Here is a 19,806-nt window from a genome sequence, read left to right on the forward strand (position 1 = left end):
CGAAAATCCCCCGGCCGCACTTAAGCATGAGGCAAATAAGAAAGGTATTTAAAAAGCAGCCTTGATCTTTTTTGCTTCTGTTTTTTGGATCAAGCCAAAAAATGAAGTCGGGTTTGGGCGAAGCGCCAATTTAATTAGGACAATAATGCCTAAATATTGAAATGTTTGGCTAAAAAAGCAGATTTATACTCTAATGATAGTATGCGGCTATGGTTGCCAATAGTTTGGGATTACTTACCCAAATCGTTTGGGATTACCTTCCCCGATTGTTTGGGCTTACCTTCCCAAATCGTTTGGGATTACCTTCCCAAATTGTTTGGGCTTGTAAGCTTAGATAGTTTACGGCTGGAGACATCACAAATGGGAATGGTTCCTTGCTTGATATTTTTGTATTACCTTTAACATCAATTTTATAGATAAAGCCATTTTAGTCCGTTGAAAATCAGTATAACTGTAACTACATCCATCCATGTGGATTTGTATTTAAACAGTACTTTTTATTCTTTTTAAACCTGCAAAAATGAAAAAAATTAGCTTTTATCTTCTCTTGCTGACTACTCTCTGGCTCAGCGCTTGTTCCCAACCAAAAGCAGATCATATCCAGTTAAAAATAATGGGAACCAGTGATGTACATGGTGCATTATTACCCTACGATTTGGTGAACGATACCGAAACCAATTCCTCTTTAGCACAGGTTTATTCCTATGTTGCCGAAGCCCGTAAAGATAAAACTACCGATCTTATTCTTTTGGATAATGGGGACATTCTTCAGGGCGATCCTATGGTTTACTATTCTAATTTTGAGAGAACCGATACCACGCATATTTGTGCGCAAGTGATGAATTATATGCACTACGATGCCGCAACTGTAGGGAATCATGATATTGAACCAGGTCATGCAGTATACGATCGGGTAAGACAGGAATTTAAATTTCCATGGATGGCTGCCAATGCCGTTCGCAACAGCGATGGAAAGCCTTATTTTAAGCCCTATACCATTATCGAAAAGGAAGGTGCGAAGATTGCTGTACTGGGATTGATAACACCTGCTATTCCAAAGTGGTTACCCGAAAAAATATGGTCGGGAATGCATTTCGAACCCATGGTTTCCAGTGCTAAAAAATGGGTGAAAATTATTCAGGAGAAAGAACATCCCGATTTTGTGATTGGTTTGTTTCATTCCGGAACAGGAGAAACATCAACGAAAGAGGGCGAAGTGCCCGAGAATGCTTCCATTTTGGTGGCCAAAAATGTTGCCGGTATCGATATGGTAATCTGCGGACACGATCATCACGAAAATATACTTTGGGTAGAAAATCCGGAAGGTAAAAAAGTATTGGTGATGGATCCTAGAAACAAAGCCAGGTTTATCGCTGAAGCCGATGTGGATCTGGATTGGAATGCCGAAACAAAGGCTTACGACAAACAAATAGAAGGCAAATTGGTTCAAGTCTCCGATTTAAAGGCATCTCCCCAATATGTAGCTCATTTTCAACCAATGTTCGAGGAAGTGAAAAGCTATGTATCCAAGCCCGTTGGTGTTTTTAAGGAAAGTATTTCTACCCGCGATGCCATGTTTGGTGATTCTCCTTTTATGGATTTGATACAGAACATTCAACTGGATTTGGCTAAGGCTGATATTTCTTTTGCTGCACCACTGTCCTACAATACAAGTATCGATTCAGGAAAACTATATGTTCGGGATATGTTTAAACTGTATCGTTTCGAGAATTTGTTGTACACCATGAATCTCACCGGAAAAGAGGTGAAAGACTTTTTGGAGTTTAGCTATAAAAATTGGTTTCGGCAGATGAAAAAACCAACGGATGATTTGCTGAATATCGAAACTACCGAAAAAGGAAGTCGCTTAACCACCTTGTTTTTTAATTACGATGCCGCCGAAGGAATCGATTATATTGTAGATGTTCGCAAGCCTTACGGCGATAGAGTTAAGATTCTGCAAATGAGTAACGGCAAAGCTTTCGACGAAACTAAAATGTACAGGGTTGCTTTAAATTCGTATCGTGGCAATGGCGGCGGAAACCATCTTACCGAGGGTGCAGGATTGAGCAAAGCAGAACTAACCTCCCGATTGGTGAATTCTACTACCAAAGATTTGCGTTATTATCTGATGAAATGGATAGAGAAAAAAGGAACGGTAGCTATTAAATGTAATCACAATTGGAAAGTAGTTCCCGAAAAATGGTGGCAGCAAGCCAAAGCAAAAGAATACAAATTGCTTTACGGCGAAAAATAAAATAGGAAAGGGATGTTCATATGAGCATCCCTTTTTTTGATTTTAGTAAAGAACTAAAGTTTTTTAGCACTCATACACAATCCGAAAAATCTCCCGTAAGCATTCCTGCCGTTGTTCGATAAAACCCATGTGTCCTGAGGTTTGCAAAATGAAAGGAGTTAGTTCATTATCCTGGGCAATTTTACCTGCCACACTCATCGGAATAAAATTATCTTTCTTGCCAATGATACTCACTTTTGGTATATCCAGTGCTTTCAGTACATGGTTCCGGTCTGGTCGGTTCATCATTGCTTCTAAAGCGGCAATGATTCCCTTCTCGGGAGTTTTAAATGCAATTTGAGTGATTCGCTTAATTTCATGAGCAAATTTTTCTTGATTTTTATTCGAGAAGGTATTCGGAATATTAGTTTTACAAATCAGCTCTTTCTTACCTTGCCGAATCAGTTCAATTTCGCGTAATCTGTTTGCCTTTTTTTCTTCTGTATCAGCATTGGGAGTAGAATGAAACAGGCAAAAACTCTCTAATTTATCGGCATATTTATCTGCGTAAGCAAGCGCTACATAGCCACCCATCGAATGCCCAAACAAGTTAATTTTATCCAGTTTTAAGTGTTTGGCTAAATCATTTACAGCCTCAGCCATATCCTCCACGCTACATGTATCCTTTTTTAATTCCGACAAACCATGACCTGGTAAATCGAGTGTAATTACACGTGCCAGCCGGGCTAAGTCATTGGCAAAAGTTTCGAATGTTTCTAAGGATTCCAAATAGCCGTGAAGAAGAATTACAATATTTCCTTTTCCTTTATCTCTGTATCGTATGCTGTAATCTTTAAATTGTAAAAATTGATTCATTTTGGTAAAACTTATTGAATATTAAAAGAGTCCATCAGGAGAACTATTTTTTGATGTGATTAATAATTATTGATTGGTAATGCTTTGTTTTTCCAAAGTTTATTAAAAAATTGGAAACAATATTTTACGGAAGTAAAAATAATTGCAGATTCTAAATTAAAACAATCTCTCAAAACCTTGTTCTATAACATACGATTATTTTATAAGTTGCCTTTTTTTGCAGGAAATCAATAAGGAAATATTTCTTCAATTGGTTTATGCTTAGAATTATAGCTAGATTTAAACCTCTGAAAATATAGTAGCTTGAAACTCAGGTTTATTGTAGAATCAGTCTAAATAAAATGCACATGTTCCTAAATATTGTTTCCACAGAAAGGAGCATCTACATTTGCGTGATTATTATAGTAAAGCTTACAAAAAAAACAGTCTAATTTAATCTTTTAATCTTATGAGCAGTTTTTTAGGTTCATCTATTGGGAAAAAGTTGATAATGAGTTTATCAGGCCTTTTTCTTGTACTATTTGTTTTAGTGCACCTGATATTGAACTCCTTTTTAATGTTTGACAGTACTGGGGAGTTGTTTAATGCGGGAGCGCACTTTATGTCATTGCCAATTATCCGTTTCGGATTGCAGCCTGTTTTGGCAGCTGGTTTTCTTATCCATATCATTTATTCGATAATTTTAACCTTGCAAAATCAAAAGGCTCGTCCACAAAAGTATGCTACTCAAAATTTGAGTGAAAGCAGTACCTGGTCTTCCCGCAACATGTTTGTTTTAGGAGGTTTGGTTTTGGTTTTTATTGCGATGCACTTATTGCATTTCTTTATTCCAATTCAGATTCATGGTAATGTACACGATGATTATCAGTTAGTAAAAGAGCTTTTTACTAATGGTAGTACCGGATTAATTTACAGTGGTCTATATGTAGTAGGAGCAATTTTATTGGGTTTACACCTGGCACACGGATTCTGGTCTTCTTTCCAATCTATTGGATTTAGTAATACCATCTGGCGAGCTCGTTTGGAAAAGTTGGGTTATATCTACGCCATATTTATTGGTGCCGGATTTACCACCATTCCTTTGTATTTACACTTTTTTGCTTAATTGCTAATAATAAAAAACGGTTATGACAATATTAAATTCAAAAATTCCAGCCGGACCATTAGCTGAAAAGTGGTCGAAACATAAAGCTGCTATTAAAGTAGTTAGTCCTGCGAATAAGAGAAAATTAGATATTATCGTTGTAGGAACCGGATTAGCCGGTGGATCTGCTGCTGCATCATTAGCAGAGATGGGATACAACGTAAAGGCATTTTGCTACCAGGATTCGGGTCGTAGAGCTCACTCTATTGCTGCCCAGGGTGGTATTAATGCTGCTAAGAATTATCAGAACGATAACGATTCGGTATATCGTTTATTTTATGATACAGTTAAAGGTGGTGATTATCGTGCTCGTGAAGCTAACGTTTATCGTTTGGCAGAAGTAAGTGGTGACATCATCGACCAATGTGTTGCACAAGGAGTTCCTTTTGCACGTGAATATGGTGGAACGCTTGCCAACCGTTCTTTTGGTGGAGTATTGGTTAGTCGTACTTTTTATGCTCGCGGTCAAACCGGACAGCAGTTGTTGTTGGGTTGTTACGCTTCTATGAACCGAATGATCGGACAAGGTAAGATTGAAATGCACGAGCGCAACGAATTACTTGATTTGGTAATTGTTGACGGAAAAGCCCGTGGTATCATTACACGTAATTTGGTTACTGGCGAGATTGAGCGTCATGGAGCACATGCTGTTGTAATTGCTACAGGTGGATACGGTAATGTATTCTTCCTTTCTACTAATGCAATGGGATGTAATGGTGGTGCTGCATATCAGGCATATAAAAATGGTGCTTACTTTGCAAATCCTTGCTACGTACAGATTCACCCAACTTGTATTCCGGTTCATGGAGAACAGCAGTCTAAGCTGACTTTGATGTCGGAATCATTGCGTAATGATGGTCGTGTATGGGTTCCTAAGAAAAAGGAAGATGCGATTAAATTGCAAAAAGGTGAAATTCATGCCAATGACATAGTAGAAGAAGATCGTGATTTCTATTTGGAAAGAAGATACCCATCTTATGGTAACTTGGTTCCTCGTGATGTTGCATCACGTGCAGCAAAGGAAAGATGTGATGCTGGTTTTGGTGTGAATGAAACAGGAAAAGCAGTTTATCTCGATTTTAAATATTCTATCGAAAGATTAGGGCGAGATGTAATTGAAGCTCGTTATGGAAACTTATTCCAGATGTATGAGAAAATTACAGATGCCGATCCTTACAACGGTCCGATGATGATTTATCCTGCAATTCACTACACAATGGGTGGTGTTTGGGTAGATTATAATTTAATGACCAATATACCTGGCTTGTATGCTATTGGAGAGGCTAATTTCTCTGATCACGGAGCAAACCGTTTGGGAGCTTCGGCCTTAATGCAGGGATTGGCTGATGGTTATTTCGTATTGCCATATACAATTGGAGATTATCTTGCAGGTGAAATTCAGACTCCTCGTATCGATTTGAGTCATCCTGAATTTGAGAAAAAAGAGAAAGCTGTGAGTGAGCGTATGTCTCGTTTGTATAACGTGAAAGGTACCAAGTCGGTTGATTCATTCCACAAGCACCTGGGTCACATCATGTGGGATTATGTAGGTATGGCTCGTAACGAAGAAGGATTGAAATTCGCTATCACCGAAATTCAGAAGGTTCGGGAAGAGTTCTATAAAGATGTTCGCATACCAGGGGAGCTTAACGCAATGAATATTGAGTTGGAGAAAGCCGGTCGTGTAGCCGATTTCTTGGAGCTAGGCGAATTGATCGCTCGTGATGCTTTGAACAGAAACGAATCTTGTGGTGGTCACTATCGCGAAGAATCAACTACTGAGGAAGGCGAAGCAAAACGTGACGACGACAACTTTACTTATGTAGCAGCCTGGGAATATCAAGGCGAAGGAAAAGATCCTATAGTTCATAAGGAAGAATTGGTATTTGAGAATATTAAATTGACTCAACGTAGCTATAAGTAAAGTAGTATCTTGATTCTAAATTTCTAAAGAAATGGCAGATAAAATATTAAAAGAATTAACATTGAAAATTTGGCGTCAAAAGGATGCTAAATCAAAGGGTCAATTTGAGACCTATAAGGTAAATAATATCTCAACCGGAACTTCATTTTTGGAAATGCTTGATATTTTAAACGAGCAGCTAATTAATGAAGGAAAGGAACCTGTTGCATTCGATCACGACTGTAGAGAAGGTATCTGTGGAATGTGTAGCTTGTTTATTGATGGACGTGCTCATGGACCAGACGATGATATTACTACTTGTCAGTTGCATATGCGTAAGTTTAAGGATGGTGCAACCATAACTATTGAGCCATGGCGAGCTGGTGCTTTTCCAATAATCAAAGACTTGATTGTGAATCGTACTGCTTTTGAAGAAATTCTTCAGTCGGGTGGTTACATTTCTGTAAATACCGGAGGTATACCTGATGGTAATGCAATTCCAATTTCACAGGATGATGCAGAGGAAGCAATGGATGCTGCTGCTTGTATTGGTTGTGGTGCTTGCGTAGCAACTTGTAAAAATTCATCGGCTATGTTGTTTGTTTCGGCTAAGGTATCTCACCTTGCTAAACTTCCTCAAGGTCGTGTAGAAGCTGCTCGTCGTGCGAAGAATATGGTTGCAAAAATGGACGAATTAGGTTTTGGTAATTGCACCAATACTGGTGCTTGCGAGGTAGAATGTCCTAAGGGGATTTCTATTGCAAACATCGCCCGTTTGAATCGTGAGTTCTTGTCGGCTAAGATTAAGGATTAATTTAGACTGTAGTCCAAATATGTAGAGCGTTGCCCAAGGGTAACGCTCTTTTTTTACCACTATAAACGAGTGCAGAAAGCTTTCGGTATCTTGTGGTTTATTACATCAGTACAGCAAACTGAACCTATTTAAGGATCTCTATCTGAATTCAAGCACGAAGGCAAAATTCAATATTTTTAGAATAGGCAAAAAAAAATCCGGTACAAAACCGGATTTTCCTATTTATTGGGAATAATTACTCTGTAACTGTTGTGCTGTTGGCAAGGTTTGTATAATAAACTTCCCAAGCCACTTTATTTACTAAATGCTCTGCGAAATAAAGATTAGACATAGAGCTGAAAATAGTATCCAACATATCAAGGGAATCACCTAAAAGTTCGGATAGAACAACTTCAGATCCATCAGCAAATGTGATTTTTAAGTCACGTCCTTTTCTACAGAATGCAATATCAGAATCAACAGATGTGCCATTTTCGTCTATAACTTCCACTACTGCGCCTTCTTCCAATGCGCCATCGCGATACACCTGAAGACTATCATTGGCAGAAGTTTTCACCAATTGAATATTACCAATGGTCAAAGTGTAATTCATCACATGATGGTTGGTAGTGTCTTTATTAATTTGAATTTCTTCTCCAAACAATACTCCTTCAGCATTATCTAAATGATATGCGTAATGTATGGTATCGCCGAACTGGAAATTAACGCCTACGGAATAATCATCGGTGAAGGTATAATTAGATTCATATTTGAAGTTGTGATCTGCTGCAATAGACCAGTTTACAAATAGATTTCCGGCAAAGGCTTCTTCAACATCCAAACGTGTATCTAAAAGATAATCGAATTGCATTCCACCTTCGTAGTTGTAATGAAAATCTGAAGTAGTAATCACAAAATCATTTACCAAACTACTATCAGCAGCTTCTGTAACGTACAGATTCCAAGGAGAAGTAGCCTTTTCTTTAGGCAAACGAATAATAAATTGATCGCTGTCTCCGGTTCTTTCAAAAATCTTTTGAAATCCAAATTTCGCTTGGGTGGTTTCATTGTTTACTGCTGGATTGTAATCGTAAATTCCTTTTACATCATCCAATGTGATACTTGCCGAGAAGCGGGAATCATCCGTCATTCCATCCTGAGAACCGGATTTCGTAGAATTAGAGTCTTCCATTGTGATGATTTCAAAACCTTTAGAGGCACTTATATCAGCAACGGCGGTACTTAAATCCTGAGCTTTAATATCCAAAGACTGTACCAGAGACAAATCTTTTTCCGGGTTATTATCTGAGCTGTTAGAACAACTCCAAAGACCTGCGCTTAACAACAATGACAAACCAACTGCAACAATATTTCTTTTCATATTCCTAAATTTTTAGTTGTTAAATATCCTATAGATTTGATTCAAATAAGTGAAAAGATGCAAATAGAATACCAAGTTCACTTTTTTTAATCTTGATTTTTAATTTGGATTGATAACAACCTGTAAACGAAAAGAAAAGCGAAATGGTTACAAGATTGAACCAGTTAATTGAAATTGGTACTTTTAGTTAATTTGGGGAATAATGTTGAACAAATTGTAGATATATTCCACAGAAGCATTTTTTTTTTTTGAAGTCAAAAGAAAATCCCGAGCTAATGGATAGACGGGATTTTACAGGTTGAGAATTAGGGGAGTTTCTTAAAATCTCCAGAGTAACATACTAACTAAAAACAGAGAGCCATAAACAATTGGAATGAGATACATGATAGAAGTATTTTTCACATTTATCTTTTCGTTGACTTTTCTGATTGTAAACATGCTAATTGCAATTCCAGAGGAAAGGATTAATACTGAAAGGATAGAAATCATAAGCTGAGGCATTTGCCCTAGCTGAAATAAACTGATTTGTCCCGTAAGAAATAGATGAGTGTTCTGTAATCCGTTAATATTCGAGAACACATGCTCAAAATAAGGAATTCGAGACGTTGTTTTTAGTAATGCCTTACATAGGTGAGCGGATGCCATTATGGGAATGAATCCAGCAGCAAAAGTCTTTAAATAGGTCATTACTGATATTTTTTCTCTGAATAATCTGCTCAAACCAAATGGGAGGAGCCAGATCATGGTAGGGACGAATACATATAAAATGATCGATCGAAGCATACCGGAGAGAAATGGATTGTCTATGGCTAGCCATGTATTCACATGCTTCGGTAAGAACATTAAGACGGATTTGGTTACAGACCATTCACTTAATATTTCATAGACTACAAAGCCAGACAATATCATGGTAAAAATAAGTTCGGGGGAACTCAATTCTAATTTTGTAAAGATGTTGTTCTTGACCTTTAAGCGCACAAAGCCAGGGTTAGGGCGAGATTCATCTTGTTTGGAGTTGGTACTCTCACACGCCTGTCTACAACCGCCGCATAAGATGCAGGAGGAATTGTCCGTAATATTTTGGGGATATAAATCCAATTGACAGCTTTTTTGTCTAATCTTATAGAGATTTGATTTCTGCACACAGGATTTATCCTTACAAGTATCACAGGTATTTGGTTCTTTCACTCTCCATCCCAAAAAGGAGAATCGGGAATATAAACCCAGTAAAAAGCCAATAGGACAAACGTATTTACAGAATGTGTTCTTGCGGTAAATTGCACCAATTATAATGGAAATACACACAATACTTAATAAGTAAATAGCCATGTATCTTGGATTCCGGTGAATTGCGAATCCATTGATTCCTACAAATAGAATAAAAACATAAAGAAAAGTAATTAGCCAACCTGATTTTAACCAACCTGGTCTTTCTTTGCGTAATCCTAATTTGGCTGCCAGTGAGGTAAGGAGTTCAACCGGGCAAATCATACACCATATTCTACCAAAAAAAATAGAGGAAACAACCAGAAATGGCCACCAGTACGACCAAATAATTAAGTTGGCCAAATTGAAGTTTCGAAGTTGTTTTAATGTCGCCGAATCGTTTGAATCGGCCGAAAAACCAATGATTATCAATAGCATTAAAACTAACAGAATCACAATTTTGATGCTTTGTGAAAAATATCGAAGAGTAATTAATTTATTCAATAATCTCATTGGGTTGTCCTTAAAAAAAAGAGGGATGGAATCCCTCTTTTAATATTCTTAATAAGTTGTTGTTTTACTTAGTACCGTGGAAATTAGTAGCTTTTGCTGATAATTGTTCCATCGTCTTAGTACTTTGAGAACCACCTAAACCATTTACATCTTTATGACATTGGTAGCAAACATAGTCTAATGACATTCCTAATCCTTCAGGATTTGCAACAGTACCTTCTGCATTAAATAATTTACCATCGGCAGCAGCGTTGATATTGAAAATGTGAGTTTTGATATCACCTTTATAATCACCTGTTTTAATTGCAGATTTTGAAGCTTTAGGCATGTGACAAGTAATACATTCTAATTGAGCACCGCCATGGTTGTCTGCATTAAATGTAGAGTGACAATCAGTACAAGCTTTGGTTACACCTTGTCCTAATGCTTTATCATCATATTTTACTGATGCATGAGGATCATGACAATCAATACAACCAACATTATTTGCATTGTGACTACTGGTCAACCATTCGTCATATTGTTCGTGGTGCTTGATAAAACCTCCACTTGCAGCGATAGAACGGTCTGCATTTCTGGTGTGACATCTTCCGCATAATTCAGATGTTTTGTCTACATGTATATCTGATTCCTCAGTAGTAACAGTATGAATGTTACCCATTCCATGGCACTCTTCACAATGAACCCCACCAGCAAAAAATTCACCTGCAATACCTTCCAGGCCATCCTGATGTGCACCACCGTCGTCTGTAGATTTCCATCCTGTAGTGTGGCATTTACCACAATCATAAGGTTTTGTACCCATTGCATGACTTGTTGAATAACCAACTTGTGTCCCATCTGCCATATTAAATTGGGTATCATCATTACTGTTATTATCAGTCATGATATAACCATTTGAATCTAACCAACGAGCTTTCCATCCATAACCACCAATCATATAGGTTACATCAGCCCATGTCTTGCCTTGTGGTAATTGAATATATCCAAGATCGTGCCATGGAATTTCAGGCTCATTACCATCAACAACTTTATTCAATTTGTAAGGGTGACCGCTTTCAATAAACATGTCATATTTGTCTTGGTGACATGTTGCGCAAGTTTCCGATCCTGCAAATGCCAACTCTGTTGGTACTGGATCTGGATCCGGAGTAATTGGATCATCATTATTACTACAACTAGTCAAACTTAAACTAGAAGCGATAAAAACGAGCCCCATTATTGGAAATAAATTTTTGATTTTCATTTTATTAAGAATTAAGTTTTTTTCGATAGTATAAAACTACATACGCCTAATTCTTAATACAATCGCAACTTTTACGTATTTCTTCTACCAGATACTACGTAGTTTTTTGGGTGAAATTCTGTGGTGTTTTTAAATTGCATTCGTTACGACTCTTAGAAACAGGGCTAAGTACCCCCCATTTCAGGTCAATAAAGTCCTACTTTTGTTCCTGTCGAATAGATTGGTTCAATCTGTATTTTTATAATCATTACTTTTCATTTTTAAATGATTTACACCACCCGATTCTGTGATATTTTAGTCCTAAAAAACACTTTTTAATAACATCCTTTAAATATATTCTGTCTGCGAATGCATGCAATTAATTTTATAAATTTTGTATATTCGCATTAACCATACTAAATTATTCATCAAGCAAAACCTGAATGCCCTACCGAAGATTACCAAATACCGACCTGGCGCGTGTTCGTGCTCTAAAAACTGCTCTTGACCAAAGTAAGAAGGAAAATCGCTTTGATATGAGCTTTTCTTTTCCTTTTCTTCAAAAATTGGAATGTTTTGTTCCGCATTACGAACTTGCCGTTCAAAATCAACGTTTGGCTTTAAAGCAACAATCCGAAAAAGGGAGGGCTTATAATGAGAAAATGAGAAAAGCCAGGTTATATGTTTCTCATTTTCTACAGGTTTTGAATTTTTCTATTTTGCGTGGTGAGTTAAAACCTGAAGTACGGGAGTTTTATAGTTTGAAAAAAAATTCTAAGGCTATTCCATCTTTACTGCAGGAGAAAAAACTTATAGAATGGGGTGATAAACTGATAAAAGGAGAACAGGAGCGCATTAGAAGAGGTGGGAATCCCATTTATAGTCCATCGATTGCTTTGGTGCGTGTTAATTGTGAAAATTTTAAGCAAGCTTACAGTTATCAGAAAACCTTACAAAACAATACACAGCGATTTTCGGATAAAGCGCTGGAGTATCGGGATAAAGCAGATCAGTTAATCTTGAATATTTGGAATGAGGTGGAAGCCCATTACTCTAATTTGCCAATTGATGAACGCCGTGAAAAATGTAGCGAATATGGTGTAATATATGTTTGGAGAAAAGAAGAAATAGAAAAACTAAAGCTGAATCAACAGGCCAAAGAACAGGAACTTAGTTTAAATTTCACGCCTCCAGAAGAATCCGAACATCAAGAGAATCACCAGAAAGCATGATAATAAACCTAAAAACCAAAAGTTGTCATTGGTTCCAACACTTTCCATTTGTTTGGGTAAGTTTCCTCTTTGTATATAGTAGGCGCTTAATACGGCTAATCCGTTATTCATTAGATGCGCAACGATTGGTACCCATAAACTTTTCGTCCAAATTAGTAAATAACCAAAGAGAATGCCCATTGCCATTCTGGGGAGCAAACCAAAAAATTGCATGTGGAGGGCTGCAAATAAAAATGCTGTGATCACGATTCCCCAATGAATATTATTGGTCATATTGGTGAAAATCTTTTGAAGGACACCACGAAATAATAATTCTTCGCCTAATGCTGGAATCACTGCTATTAGAAGTAAATTAAGCAGCAGATCCAAGGGAGAGTTCATCACCAAAAATTTTTCAGTAATGGTTTTCGCCTGATCTTCGCTTGTTCGCATCCACGATTCTGCGCCAGAAAGGAAATCCGGTAATTGGAGATGAGAATTGATTTCTGCCAGAAAGTTAATCATAGGTAATGCTACGATAATAGTTACACTGGCAACTACAAAGGTTAGAAAAGGAGTTTTGTGATTCAGAAATAAAAATCCAAACACATTATTGTGCACCAAATATGCAAGGATGAAAGGAGGAATAATAAACATTCCGGTGGAATAGATGGCCTGATAAAATTTTAATGCAGATATATTTGCCGCATCACTAAGTATATTAATGCTTTCCGTATCGGTTAATATATTGATATTAAAAAAGAAATAAGCTAAAACACTTCCTGCAAACATGGTAAGAAAAAATGATCCCAAAATGATCAACAAACTTAGAACTAATTGAGAAAGCGGACTATAATGACTAAATGAAGCTTTTAACATGGAACTTATTTTAATGTAATGCACAAAAATACAAATTCCTTTTAAGGGAGAGACAATTCCATTCGTAAAGCAGCTATTTATTCAATAACAATTACCACAATAGGAGGAAACCTTTTATAAGGTATAGCGAATTAGGAAGCCAGCAGCGAACACCTCCACTATTTGTTTTATCTTTGTTAAAATTTTAGATTAGGATTTATGGATACAACTAGACAAAACAAAGTGTCAAGGTTATTACAAAAAGATTTAGGGGAGATTTTTCAATTAGAATCTAGAAATCTTTTTGGAGGAAAACTAATATCGGTGACTACCGTTAGAATCAGTCCTGATTTGGGATTGGCAAAAGTCTATCTTAGTATTTTCCCAACGGATAAATCGGAAGATACTCTAAAGGCTATTAAAATGAATACCAAAAATCTGCGCAGAATATTAGGAAATAGAGTGGGGAAACAATTAAGAATTGTTCCCGAGTTGGCTTTTTTTGTTGATGATTCACTTGATTATATAGAGAACATTGACAATTTACTTTCCTAATTCAGTTTTTATTTCAATATTCTCTAGCATAAATTGAATCTTCCATTTTATATTGCCAAGCGATATCTCTTTTCTAAGAAGAAGCAAAACGTAATCAATATCATTTCTTTGATTTCGGTAATTGGTGTGTCTGTTGGTACCATGTCTTTGGTTATCGTTTTATCTGTATTTAATGGATTCGACGGATTGATCACCAACTTGTTTGGAAGCTTCGACCCTGATCTTAAAATCCTACCCGGCGAGGGGAAGACCTTTATTCCTGATTCTACTTTTGAACAGGTGAAGAAGTTGAAACAAGTCGTTTTTTATAGTGAAGTATTAGAGGAAAATGCCCTGCTAAAATATGGAAATCGTCAACGTCCGGCTATCGTAAAAGGAGTGGATGAGGAATTTAGCCTCATGACAGGTATTGATACGATGATGGTAGAAGGGAACTTTGTTCTAAATCGTCCCAATCAGCAATTTGCTGTTTTGGGTTATGGAGTAGCTGCAAATTTAGGCGTTGGTTTAAGCTTTGTGGATCCCATCAAATTTTATGTACCAAGGCGGAATGCCAAGTTGGGACTTAATCCGATGGATGCTTTTAATGTGGAATATTTATATCCTTCGGGATATTTTATGATTCAGGCCGATTTCGATGCACAATACGTATTGGTTCCCTTACAATTTGCACGTAAACTATTCGATTACGATCGCGAAGTTAGTGCTATTGAATTATCCATAGGAGATAAGGAGGAGATTGAGGAGGTTAAGCAACAAATTCAAAGTCTTGTAGGAAATGGTTTTGTTGTAAAAAACAGGTTTGAGTTGCATAGCGTTCTGTTTAAGATGATGCAATCCGAAAAGATGGCAATCTTCTTCATCTTAGCATTTATTCTGTTGATTGCCTCCTTTAATGTAATCGGTTCTCTCACTATGCTTATCATCGATAAAAAACAGGATATTTCTACACTTCGTAGTATGGGTGCGACGGAAAAAACCATTCAGAAAATATTCCTGTTGGAAGGCTGGTTAATATCAATCTTAGGTGCTTTTATTGGAATATTTTTGGGGAGTGTGATTTGTCTGCTTCAAATACAATATGGCTTTATTGAATTTCCCGGAGGTGGGAGTTTTATCGTGAACAGCTATCCTGTAGAGCTTCAAATTAGCGATATTTTTATCATCTTTACCACTGTTGTGTTAATTGGATATATTGCTTCGCGATTTCCGGTTCGATACATCACCAAAAGGTATCTGCAGTTCAATTAAAATTGATCTGAACGGATACCAAACCATCAAATACACCGTTTCAAGCATGTTAGGATAGTCTTCCTTTGATTTATCCGCAATAAGATTTAAAACTTACAAGAATGAGACAAATGATGCTTTTTTGCTTGTTTATTCTGGGAATCTCCCAATTGGTACAAGCACAACAAACAGCTACTACTTCCACTGGCAAAGTGGTAATTCTTTACGATAATGGAAGCTGGAAGTATGTGGATGCAAATCTTGCAGAAGAAAATGTTAATTCTCAGAACAATTTACAAAGTAATAGTCTGGAAGAATTTCCCGTTAGTAAAGAAGTGAAAATAAAAGACGGTGTAGTGGAAAAGACTGTCTTTGTCGAAGGACCTAGTGCGAAACTTCAAAAGTACTTTAAAATTAAAAATATCGTTCGTTGTAACTTTACATTGAATTCTAAAGATGGCAAAGTGACTCTAAAAACGGATTGGAAAGTAATGAACGGAGAAGGATATTCGTATTTTGGTTTTATCAACAAAGGCAATAAAATAAGCCTGGAATTGGTCGGAGGACAAAGTCTGGATTTGGTATATACCGAAGAATTTGAACCCAAAGAATTCCCCAAATATGGTTTTACTACCTATACCGCTTCGTTGGAGTTAAGCAAGGAGCAGATTGAATTGTTACGCAGAAGTATTGTATTGCGCGCAAGCATGAACTGGAGCCGAAGAACGGAGGAATATAAGGTAATTGCACCTTCCTATTTTATCAAAGCACTTGCTCAGATTTTAGAATAATCATTACTATTAAAAACCCAAATACATAACCAATGAATAAGATAGGCATAGTGCTTGTTTTCTTGCTGATTCCACTTTCCCATCTGGATGCTCAAATAAGACTGAGAACTCCCGAAGGTAAATTTGTACTCCTATTTGATAATGGAACCTGGAAATACGAAGAAACAAAACCGGTAATTCAAGAAATGAAGGAAGTTGCTCCTCTGCAGATGAAGGAGGAGGCTGAAAAGCCCATAAATTTTAAAACTGCAAGTTTGGATGCTCAAACCGTTATTAAAGGAACTAGTGCCAAACTGAGTAAATTCTCGAAGACCAATAATGTGGTAAAATGCGATTTTGCATTGGTTTCCACAAAGGAGAAAGCGATTCTCCATACCAATTGGAAAATAATGGATGGGGAAGGCTTTCGATTCTTTGGATATATCACGAAAAAATCGAAAATGGAATTGGAACTTTCCAATGGGGAAACCATTATTCTACAATATCAACAGGATTTTGCACCCAAGGAATATCCGCAATATGGATTTACCACATTTACAGCTGAGTTGGAATTAAGCAAGGAGCAAATTCAAAAGCTACAAGCTGCCTATCTGCAAAAGGTAAATATGTATTGGAGCAGAAGAGTCGAAAGCTATGATATATTCAATCCCGATTATTTTATCAAGGCAATACCGGAAATAACGGAGTAGGCATTCCTACCTGTATATATCACTTAAATAGTGATTGAGCCGCCATCAGCTAACAGCAGAATCCAATTCATTAACAATCCATACGTAAACATATGCTTGTCTGCCTTCATCGGGATATTTCTATCCCCGATAGGGAAGGCATGCCTATATAGGGCGTATGGAAGCGGTAAAATAGTACTAAATCACTCTCTTTTTACGCTTACCACATCTCTTTTTAACAAAATGGCTTTCTTGTTGCTCTTACTCACTATCTTTTCATCCTAAACTGGTGTCTTGTTACCCTTTTCTTATTTCTTTTCTAACAAGAAAGGCATTTAGAACAACTAGAAGGGAATATAGTTAACAAGACACTAATTTAGAGCAACAATGCAGTTGTTTAGTTTAACTAGAGAGGCTTTTTGCTAACAAGCTTGCTATTTAGAATTAATATCGTCCTAAACGTTTCTGTTTATTTATATCTTTTATTGCAATCCAAATGTTTATGGCTGATAATACTATAAAGGGGTTGTTTTTAAGGATCTTGAACAGTGGCATCTTCTTTAAATACTTTTCGTTTTACGAAAGCTTTAGTAAGACCGGGAAGTTGAGAACTTTGTTCGAAAATCACCCGGCCGCACTTAAGCTTGAGGCAAATAAGAAAGGTATTTAAAAAGTAGCCTTGATCTTTTTTGCTTCTGTTTTTTGGATTAAGCCAAAAAATGAAGTTGGGTTTGGGCGAAGCGCCAATTTAATTAGGACAATATTGATTTAGAATATATTTACACCGATTTTACTACTTAAACAGGAAATCGTTAGACACGAATCATCGATTCATTACATCTTTTTTACTTGTCTTGAGTATTGGCATTGCTTTAAGCGGTTTGCTGCCTTATTTGTCTTCCTTTTTAGTCTTCCCCGATGGATAAATCGCCCCAATTGGCCGAAATCTTATCCAAAATCTCCATCAAACTGGCATAATCATTTGCCCGAAGCATGGCAATACGGGTTTGTTTAAAGTCGTATAAGCCTTTAAACATACCAGCCATATGCCTTCGCATGTGCAAAATTCCACGGCGTTCATCTATCCAATCAATGGCAGTATCAATTTGTTCTTTTAGCATTTTTACCTGTTGCGAAACGGTGGCAGGAGGTAGGAGTTCTCCGGTTTGCAGGTAATGCTTCACATCGCGGAAAATCCAGGGTTTTCCAACCGCAGCGCGCCCAATCATAATGGCATCAACACCATATTTATCAAAAGCCAGTTTTGCCTTTTCGGGATTGGTAATATCGCCATTTCCGATAATAGGGATGTGCATTCTAGGGTTGTTCTTCACCGCACCAATCAGACTCCAGTCAGCTTCTCCACGGTACATTTGGCAACGGGTTCTGCCATGAATTGTGAGACCTTGAATTCCCACATCCTGTAATTGTTCTGCCAGTTCAACAATTATTTGCGAATCAGCATCCCATCCCAAACGTGTTTTTACCGTTACCGGGATATTTACAGCCTTTACCACCTCCTCGGTGATTTTTAAAAGCAAAGGAATATTTTTAAGCATTCCCGATCCGGCACCTTTAGTGGCAACCTTTCGCACCGGACAACCAAAATTCAAATCTAAAAATTCGGGATTGGCTTGCTCCACAATTTTGGCAGCTTCCACCATAGGATCCACTTCCTTCCCGTAGATTTGAATCGCTACCGGTCTTTCTTCTTCCAGAATCGTCAGCTTTTTCATTGTTCGGTTGACCGAGCGAATTAAAGCATCTGAGGAGATGAATTCGGTGTACATCAAATCTGCACCATATTGCTTACAAAGCAAACGGAACGGAGGATTGGTAACATCTTCCATGGGAGCAAGAAGCACAGGTTGTTGACCTAAATCAAGATTTCCTATTTTCACACGACTTTCTTTTGATTTGGGCACAAAGATATAAAATCCTATCACATCTATTTTTACCTTTGCCAGCTATGACGGAATGGTTCGAATATGGATACTGGGGTTTGTTTTTTGCTAGTTTTCTGGCGGCAACATTATTGCCTTTCAGTTCCGAAGCCATTTTAAGTTTGTTTCTGTTTTCAGGCTATGATCTCACGCTTACTATTGTCATTGCCAGTTTGGGGAATTGGTTAGGTGGTATGTTGAGCTACTATTTAGGATATTTGGGCAAGTGGGAGTGGATAGAGAAATTTCTTCGGATTAAAAAAACAAAAGCCGAGCGCATACAGGAATACCTTAAAGATAAAGGTGGGGCTCTGGCATTTTTTGCATTTTTACCATTTATTGGAGATCTCATTCCGTTAGGCTTGGGCTTACTCCGAAGTAAAGTAATTTGGGTTGCCCTTTTTATGGCTGCCGGGAAGCTATGCAGATATGTGGTTTGGGCCTGGCTAACGATGCAGGCTTTATCTGCCTAACCTTTTAGCAGATTCTGTGGGGTATTTTTATGGAACTTTCTACTGAAAGGATCTAGCTCAACTTACAGTTTTTTCTTAGCTACCAACTATTAGAGATCAACAGACCCGGATTTTCATCCAGGTCCATTTTCTACTATTACTATAGTTTGTGATATATTATACTGCCAAAATATCCCGAATAATCGGTTTTAGTCCGCTAAAAAAGAATTCTACAGCAATAACCATCACAATTAAACCCATTAAGCGCATTAGGATTTTATTTCCGGTATCGCCTAAGAAATTGGTGATGCGGGAAGAACCCCATAGAATGAGATAAGTAGCCAAACAAATTATCAGAATGGAAGCCACTAAAATTATCATCATATTAATACCATTGGCCGATTCCATCAGAACAATGCCATTGGTAATAGCTCCGGGTCCACAAATCATTGGTATTGCCAAAGGTGTAATGGAAACATCATTTACATATTCCTGAATTTCTCCTTCGCTCACTTTTATTTTGCTAAGTCGAGCCTGTAGCATATCCTGCCCCATGATAAAGAAAATGATTCCACCAACGACTTTAAGGCTGTTAACCGATATTCCGAAAAAATTGAAAAGTAATTGTCCGGAAAAGGCAAAAGCCACTAAAGTGAAAAAGGATACTATGGTAGCCTTTCGTGCCGTTTTCTTCCTTTGTTCAGGACTCAAATCACTTGTAATGGTCATGAATATAGGCATCACTCCCAATGGGTTGATCAAAGTAAAAAAGGAAGTAACTGCCAATAAACCAAAAGTCCAGTATTCGTTCATTTCAATGC

17 protein-coding genes are annotated in these 19,806 nt (G+C 37.3%); 10 read left to right on the plus strand and 7 right to left on the minus strand.

Annotated features, from left to right (window positions below; all coding sequences use genetic code 11):
* Positions 1–520: 520 nt before the first annotated feature.
* Positions 521–2,257 carry a bifunctional metallophosphatase/5'-nucleotidase gene (locus DLK05_RS08135; protein WP_127343517.1) on the plus strand — a complete coding sequence of 579 codons (1,737 nt, stop codon included), beginning with the start codon at positions 521–523 and terminating at the stop codon, positions 2,255–2,257.
* 63 nt (positions 2,258–2,320) lie between these two features.
* Here the strand turns inward: DLK05_RS08135 and DLK05_RS08140 are convergent, their stop codons facing one another.
* Entirely contained in the window at positions 2,321–3,112 is a 792-nt protein-coding gene (locus tag DLK05_RS08140) for an alpha/beta fold hydrolase (protein WP_127343518.1), read from the minus strand.
* A gap of 448 nt (positions 3,113–3,560) precedes the next feature.
* On the opposite strand from DLK05_RS08140, the gene DLK05_RS08145 reads away from it, so the two are divergent.
* From DLK05_RS08145 to DLK05_RS08155, 3 genes are read left to right on the plus strand one after another with little or no spacing between them, the layout of a single operon-like run.
* Positions 3,561–4,217 (plus strand): succinate dehydrogenase cytochrome b subunit, encoded by a 657-nt coding sequence (locus DLK05_RS08145; protein WP_127343519.1) that lies wholly within the window; start codon positions 3,561–3,563, stop codon positions 4,215–4,217.
* A gap of 22 nt (positions 4,218–4,239) precedes the next feature.
* A complete protein-coding gene (locus DLK05_RS08150) occupies positions 4,240–6,180 on the plus strand; it encodes a fumarate reductase/succinate dehydrogenase flavoprotein subunit (protein WP_127343520.1) in 1,941 nt (646 codons plus the stop codon).
* Between the two features lie 31 nt (positions 6,181–6,211).
* On the plus strand, positions 6,212–6,973 hold the full coding sequence (locus tag DLK05_RS08155; protein WP_127343521.1) for a succinate dehydrogenase/fumarate reductase iron-sulfur subunit: 762 nt from the start codon (positions 6,212–6,214) through the stop codon (positions 6,971–6,973).
* A gap of 235 nt (positions 6,974–7,208) precedes the next feature.
* On the opposite strand, the gene DLK05_RS08160 is transcribed toward DLK05_RS08155, so the two are convergent.
* The 3 genes from DLK05_RS08160 to DLK05_RS08170 form a co-directional block, all read right to left on the minus strand.
* On the minus strand, positions 7,209–8,333 hold the full coding sequence (locus DLK05_RS08160) for a hypothetical protein (RefSeq protein WP_127343522.1): 1,125 nt from the start codon (positions 8,331–8,333) through the stop codon (positions 7,209–7,211).
* 318 nt (positions 8,334–8,651) lie between these two features.
* Positions 8,652–10,052 (minus strand): 4Fe-4S binding protein, encoded by a 1,401-nt coding sequence (locus DLK05_RS08165; RefSeq protein ID WP_127343523.1) that lies wholly within the window; start codon positions 10,050–10,052, stop codon positions 8,652–8,654.
* A gap of 64 nt (positions 10,053–10,116) precedes the next feature.
* Positions 10,117–11,298, minus strand: coding sequence for a cytochrome c3 family protein (locus DLK05_RS08170; protein ID WP_127343524.1), 1,182 nt, complete (start codon positions 11,296–11,298; stop codon positions 10,117–10,119).
* Between the two features lie 422 nt (positions 11,299–11,720).
* Here DLK05_RS08170 and DLK05_RS08175 point away from each other — a divergent pair, with 422 nt between their 5' ends.
* A complete protein-coding gene (locus DLK05_RS08175) occupies positions 11,721–12,509 on the plus strand; it encodes a hypothetical protein (protein WP_209319793.1) in 789 nt (262 codons plus the stop codon).
* On the opposite strand, the gene DLK05_RS08180 is transcribed toward DLK05_RS08175, so the two are convergent.
* A complete protein-coding gene (locus DLK05_RS08180; protein WP_127343525.1) occupies positions 12,453–13,367 on the minus strand; it encodes a CPBP family intramembrane glutamic endopeptidase in 915 nt (304 codons plus the stop codon). The genes DLK05_RS08175 and DLK05_RS08180 overlap by 57 nt on opposite strands.
* A gap of 198 nt (positions 13,368–13,565) precedes the next feature.
* Here DLK05_RS08180 and rbfA point away from each other — a divergent pair, with 198 nt between their 5' ends.
* From rbfA to DLK05_RS08200, 4 genes are all read left to right on the plus strand, one after another.
* On the plus strand, positions 13,566–13,901 hold the full coding sequence (rbfA, locus tag DLK05_RS08185; protein WP_127343526.1) for a 30S ribosome-binding factor RbfA: 336 nt from the start codon (positions 13,566–13,568) through the stop codon (positions 13,899–13,901).
* 33 nt (positions 13,902–13,934) lie between these two features.
* Complete coding sequence (locus tag DLK05_RS08190; protein WP_127343527.1) at positions 13,935–15,152, plus strand: FtsX-like permease family protein; 1,218 nt, start codon at positions 13,935–13,937, stop codon at positions 15,150–15,152.
* A 101-nt stretch (positions 15,153–15,253) separates the two neighbouring features.
* Positions 15,254–15,922: a hypothetical protein gene (locus DLK05_RS08195; RefSeq protein WP_127343528.1), complete on the plus strand. Its 669-nt coding sequence runs from the start codon at positions 15,254–15,256 to the stop codon at positions 15,920–15,922.
* A 32-nt stretch (positions 15,923–15,954) separates the two neighbouring features.
* A complete protein-coding gene (locus DLK05_RS08200) occupies positions 15,955–16,611 on the plus strand; it encodes a hypothetical protein (protein WP_127343529.1) in 657 nt (218 codons plus the stop codon).
* An 884-nt stretch (positions 16,612–17,495) separates the two neighbouring features.
* On the opposite strand, the gene dusB is transcribed toward DLK05_RS08200, so the two are convergent.
* Positions 17,496–18,491 (minus strand): tRNA dihydrouridine synthase DusB, encoded by a 996-nt coding sequence (dusB, locus tag DLK05_RS08205; protein ID WP_127343530.1) that lies wholly within the window; start codon positions 18,489–18,491, stop codon positions 17,496–17,498.
* Between the two features lie 68 nt (positions 18,492–18,559).
* Here dusB and DLK05_RS08210 point away from each other — a divergent pair, with 68 nt between their 5' ends.
* The gene (locus DLK05_RS08210) at positions 18,560–19,006 is read left to right on the plus strand and encodes a YqaA family protein (RefSeq protein ID WP_127343531.1); all 447 of its coding nucleotides are present in this window, start codon (positions 18,560–18,562) and stop codon (positions 19,004–19,006) included.
* A gap of 156 nt (positions 19,007–19,162) precedes the next feature.
* Here DLK05_RS08210 and DLK05_RS08215 read toward each other — a convergent pair whose 3' ends face one another.
* Positions 19,163–19,798, minus strand: coding sequence for a MarC family protein (locus tag DLK05_RS08215; RefSeq protein WP_127343532.1), 636 nt, complete (start codon positions 19,796–19,798; stop codon positions 19,163–19,165).
* Between the last annotated feature and the right edge of the window lie 8 nt (positions 19,799–19,806).

Origin of the sequence: Ancylomarina longa (assembly GCF_003996985.1) — a bacterium.
Classification (GTDB): domain Bacteria; phylum Bacteroidota; class Bacteroidia; order Bacteroidales; family Marinifilaceae; genus Ancylomarina_A; species Ancylomarina_A longa.

Excerpts from the sequence above, each read along its gene's own strand:
- rbfA (WP_127343526.1), top strand. The coding sequence starts at position 13,566 with ATGGATACAACTAGACAAAACAAAGTGTCAAGGTTATTACAAAAAGAT.
- DLK05_RS08175 (WP_209319793.1), top strand. The coding sequence starts at position 11,721 with ATGCCCTACCGAAGATTACCAAATACCGACCTGGCGCGTGTTCGTGCT.
- DLK05_RS08155 (WP_127343521.1), top strand. The coding sequence starts at position 6,212 with ATGGCAGATAAAATATTAAAAGAATTAACATTGAAAATTTGGCGTCAA.
- DLK05_RS08165 (WP_127343523.1), bottom strand. The coding sequence starts at position 10,052 with ATGAGATTATTGAATAAATTAATTACTCTTCGATATTTTTCACAAAGC.
- DLK05_RS08135 (WP_127343517.1), top strand. The coding sequence starts at position 521 with ATGAAAAAAATTAGCTTTTATCTTCTCTTGCTGACTACTCTCTGGCTC.
- DLK05_RS08180 (WP_127343525.1), bottom strand. The coding sequence starts at position 13,367 with ATGTTAAAAGCTTCATTTAGTCATTATAGTCCGCTTTCTCAATTAGTT.
- DLK05_RS08150 (WP_127343520.1), top strand. The coding sequence starts at position 4,240 with ATGACAATATTAAATTCAAAAATTCCAGCCGGACCATTAGCTGAAAAG.
- DLK05_RS08215 (WP_127343532.1), bottom strand. The coding sequence starts at position 19,798 with ATGAACGAATACTGGACTTTTGGTTTATTGGCAGTTACTTCCTTTTTT.
- DLK05_RS08140 (WP_127343518.1), bottom strand. The coding sequence starts at position 3,112 with ATGAATCAATTTTTACAATTTAAAGATTACAGCATACGATACAGAGAT.
- DLK05_RS08160 (WP_127343522.1), bottom strand. The coding sequence starts at position 8,333 with ATGAAAAGAAATATTGTTGCAGTTGGTTTGTCATTGTTGTTAAGCGCA.
- DLK05_RS08210 (WP_127343531.1), top strand. The coding sequence starts at position 18,560 with ATGACGGAATGGTTCGAATATGGATACTGGGGTTTGTTTTTTGCTAGT.
- DLK05_RS08200 (WP_127343529.1), top strand. The coding sequence starts at position 15,955 with ATGAATAAGATAGGCATAGTGCTTGTTTTCTTGCTGATTCCACTTTCC.
- DLK05_RS08170 (WP_127343524.1), bottom strand. The coding sequence starts at position 11,298 with ATGAAAATCAAAAATTTATTTCCAATAATGGGGCTCGTTTTTATCGCT.
- DLK05_RS08195 (WP_127343528.1), top strand. The coding sequence starts at position 15,254 with ATGAGACAAATGATGCTTTTTTGCTTGTTTATTCTGGGAATCTCCCAA.
- DLK05_RS08145 (WP_127343519.1), top strand. The coding sequence starts at position 3,561 with ATGAGCAGTTTTTTAGGTTCATCTATTGGGAAAAAGTTGATAATGAGT.